The organism is bacterium (assembly GCA_027622355.1).
In the GTDB taxonomy this organism is placed as follows: Bacteria; UBA8248; UBA8248; order UBA8248; family UBA8248; genus JAQBZT01.
In genome coordinates this window covers 1-3,688 of sequence record JAQBZT010000278.1, presented here as the reverse complement: position 1 = coordinate 3,688, position 3,688 = coordinate 1, and the positions used below count along the sequence as shown (strand labels likewise).

Below are 3,688 nucleotides of genomic sequence, written 5' to 3'. Positions count from 1 at the left end.
CGAGCCGACCCCTATCCAGATAACCGCTATCCCGATCGCGCTCAAGGGCCGGGACATCGTCGGATGCGCGCAGACGGGAACCGGCAAAACTGCGGCTTTCGCCCTTCCCACCCTTCAGCGACTGAAAAACGGCTCGGGAACGCGGGCCCTCGTGCTGACTCCCACCCGGGAGTTGGCCGTTCAAGTAGGCGAAAGCTTCCGGCAGCTGGGCAAGCATCTTGCCCTTCGGACCGCCATCATCTACGGCGGGGGGGACTACGAGCCCCAGACCCGGGCCCTGGTAGAAAACGTGGACATCGTCGTCGCCACCCCGGGCCGCCTGATCGACCACATGAACCGCAAGACGGCGAATTTCTCGAAGCTGGAAATCCTCATCCTCGACGAGGCCGACCGGATGCTCGACATGGGCTTCGCCGAGGAGATCAACGAGATTCTCAAGCGCGTTCCGAAAAAACGCCAGACCATGCTCTTTTCGGCGACCATCCCGACATCCATCGAGAGCCTCTCGAAGCGGGCGCTGCACGACCCCGAGCAGATAACCGTCGCTCCTCCCGCCACCCCGGCCGAGGGCATCCACCACGCCGTGCTGCCTCTCCTGGGGCAGAACAAACAGCGGGCCGTCATGGCCATCCTCGATCAGGCCGAGGCCACCTCCGTCCTCATCTTCTCCCGCACCAAATACGGCGCGGATCAGCTCTGCGACTTCCTCGAGACGCGGGACATTTCCGTGGCACGGATTCACTCGGACCGGAGCCAGCGCCAGCGCGAAAAAGCCCTCTCCGGCTTCCGGGAAGGCCACCACCGCGTTCTGGTCGCCACCGACATCGCCTCCCGCGGCATTGACGTATCGGGCATCTCCCACGTCATCAATTACGATGTCCCCGAATACCCGGAGGACTACATCCACCGCGCCGGGCGAACGGCGCGGGCCGGAAAGGTGGGCTTCGCCTACTCGCTGATGTCCTCGGGGGAGATTTCCCTCATCAGGAACATCGAGCGATTCATCGGGAAGGCCCTTCCCCGCCTCGGTTTCCAATCGCTCCAGGACGATGTCCACCAGCGGGGACTGAGCGGCACGCCTAGTCCGCTCAAAGACCAGCCCCCGGTCGCCCGCTACGAAAGGCACCAAAAACTCCGCCGCCGCTCCGGCCTCTCGCTCCGATAGCACCTCGGTTGTCCTGAATACACATAAGTCCTAAAATAATGCTGAACTTCGTCCCTGCCGCCCTTTCCAGCATGAATGGAATCTCCATGGACGTTTTCATCGGCATCGGCCGTGAAACTCTGAAGATGTTCCTCGACAGCTCCCTTTACCTCCTCCTGGGATTTTTCCTGGCGGGCGTTCTGGCCTGGCTCGTCCCCGCACGAACCGTCGCCCGCTTCATGGGCGGCGGCGGCTACCGCTCCGTCGTGTCGGGTGCCCTCTTCGGCGCGCCGCTTCCGCTGTGCTCGTGCTCGGTCGTTCCGGTCGCGACCGGCCTTCACCGGCAGGGCGCGACAAAAGGCTCGGTGATGGCCTTTTTGATTTCGGGGCCGGAAACCGGCGCTGAATCCATCCTGTTGACCTATGCGCTGATGGGACCGGTGATGGCCGTATTCCGCCCCATCGCGGCGCTGATCTCGGCCATCGTTGCGGGGGTGCTGACCGTTTTGACGGAGCCGCCGGAAAAGAAAAAACTTTCGGCCCAGATGGCCGGCTCATCGCCGGAGAGTCCGGCGGCCTGCTGCGAGCCGGATGCGTGCGGAGAAATTTCCGCGGACCGCCTCTCGTTCAAAGCGGCCATGCGGTTCGCCTTTCAGGAACTTTTCATGGAAGTCGCGCCGTGGCTGACCGTCGGCATCATCGCCGCCGGCCTCCTCTCCGCCCTCTTGCCGGAAACTTTCTTCTCCAGCATTTTGGGGGAGGGGCTCTTTTCGATGGGGGTGATGATCCTCATCGGCATCCCCATCTATATTTGTGCCTCCTCCTCCACCCCGCTGGCCGTGGCCATGATCGCCAAGGGCCTCAATCCCGGGGCGGCGCTGGTGTTTTTGCTTGCGGGGCCCGCCACAAATCTGGGGACACTGGGGGTCATCTACCGGCAATTCGGAAGAAAATTGACCGCAATTTACCTTATTTCCATTATCTCCGTCAGTCTTGCCGCCGGGTTTTTCCTCAACTATTTCCTTCACTCCATGGGGCTCGGCGCCGCGTCCCTCATGACGGGGGCGGCGGCCTCCGCCCCTTCCAGAGTTCAAGAAATACTTGAAGCGGCAGGAGCTCTGATTCTCATTGCGTTGATCATTCAAGGATTTACGAGAAGAGGAAAGACACTGCTCTTTTCGATGGGCAAGGAGTACCGGGCCGCCCTCATGGGGAAGTGAACTTCCCGCGGCGACAAATCCTCCTTCCTGCTACACTGCACGGAGTTTCCACCTATTCGCCCGGGTGCGATCCAGATCACATGTGTCCGGAATTTTGCGGGATTTTTCCAAATAAAACCTTGACGTAACCATGCGGCTAAGATAGATTCACACTGCCCTTCAAGTTAAACATAAATTAATTTTATTGTTCGTGGGGAGGTATTGCGAATGCAGAAGTCCGAGCTTGTAGAAAAAATCGCTGACGAAGCTGGCATCTCGAAGGCGGCGGCAGACCGCGCCCTCGCGTCCCTCCTCGGGAATGTTACCAAGGCACTGAAGGGCGGCGATCGTGTTTCGCTTGTGGGATTCGGGACCTTCTCTGTCAGCAAACGCGCCGCACGGACGGGGCGCAATCCCCAGACCGGCGCTGCCATCCAGATCAAGGCATCCAAAGTGCCCAAGTTCTCCGCCGGGAAAACGCTGAAAGACGTGGTGAACGGCTAACCCGGCCGCAGGACAGCGCGCGAAAAACTGAGGCACACCACAAAACTATTTGGGCTGAATGGGAATCTTCCCGTGCACCTCAGCGGGGGATGGCCTCTCCGAGCGCCCGAATCAGTCTTTCGTTCTCCACCTCGAGGCCCACGGTAACCCGGACCCACTCGGGACATCCGAAAGCGCTTCCGGGCCGGACAATGACGCCCTTCTCCATCAGGCGGTACACAATGTCATCCGCATCGCCCACCCGGACGAAGATGAAATTCGCCTGGCTCTCCAGATAAGCGAGCTTCAACTCCTCAAACGATCGGTACAGGTACCGCCGCCCGCTTTTCACCATCTCGATGGATTCCCGGCGGAAGGCCTCGTCATCCAGCGCGGCGAGGGCGGCCACCTGCGCCAGCTGATTCACGTTGAAGGGTTCGCGCACGCACTGCATGTACCCGATCATTTCCTTCGGGCCGACGCCGTACCCCACCCGAAGGCCGGCGAGACCGTAGATCTTCGAAAAAGAGCGCAGCACGATCAGCGGAAATCTTTCGGTGAGAGAAATGCTGTCGGGCCACTCGGGCGCCTCGACAAAATCTCCGTACGCCTCATCCAGAAGGACGAGCGCACCAGCGGGAACATCCTCGAGGAAGGGAACCAGCTCATCCCCTGTGAGGATTCCCCCGGTCGGGTTGTTCGGGCTACAGAGAAAGATGAGCTTCGTCCGCGAGGTGAATTTGGCGCGGATATCCTCCAGATCGATGCGGAAATCCCGCAGCGGGCTGGTGACCACCTCCCCCCCCATCACCTTTGTCACATGGCTATACGGGCTGAACGTGGAGGCCGGGACAATCGCCTC

The 3,688-nt window shown here is 60.7% G+C and carries 4 protein-coding genes; 3 read left to right on the top strand and 1 reads right to left on the bottom strand.

Annotated elements, in window-relative coordinates:
- From O2807_13360 to O2807_13350, 3 genes are all read left to right on the top strand, one after another.
- Positions 1–1,165: DEAD/DEAH box helicase (locus tag O2807_13360; GenBank protein MDA1001489.1), on the top strand; the 1,165-nt coding region annotated here is incomplete at its 5' end.
- A gap of 86 nt (positions 1,166–1,251) precedes the next feature.
- Positions 1,252–2,364 carry an SO_0444 family Cu/Zn efflux transporter gene (locus tag O2807_13355; GenBank protein ID MDA1001488.1) on the top strand — a complete coding sequence of 371 codons (1,113 nt, stop codon included), beginning with the start codon at positions 1,252–1,254 and terminating at the stop codon, positions 2,362–2,364.
- Between the two features lie 207 nt (positions 2,365–2,571).
- Positions 2,572–2,847 (top strand): HU family DNA-binding protein, encoded by a 276-nt coding sequence (locus O2807_13350; protein ID MDA1001487.1) that lies wholly within the window; start codon positions 2,572–2,574, stop codon positions 2,845–2,847.
- Positions 2,848–2,926: 79 nt separating this feature from the next.
- Here the strand turns inward: O2807_13350 and O2807_13345 are convergent.
- Positions 2,927–3,688 (bottom strand): histidinol-phosphate transaminase (locus O2807_13345; protein ID MDA1001486.1); only part of this gene is annotated, 762 nt, incomplete at its 5' end.

Excerpts from the sequence above, each read along its gene's own strand:
- O2807_13355 (MDA1001488.1), top strand. The coding sequence starts at position 1,252 with ATGGACGTTTTCATCGGCATCGGCCGTGAAACTCTGAAGATGTTCCTC.
- O2807_13350 (MDA1001487.1), top strand. The coding sequence starts at position 2,572 with ATGCAGAAGTCCGAGCTTGTAGAAAAAATCGCTGACGAAGCTGGCATC.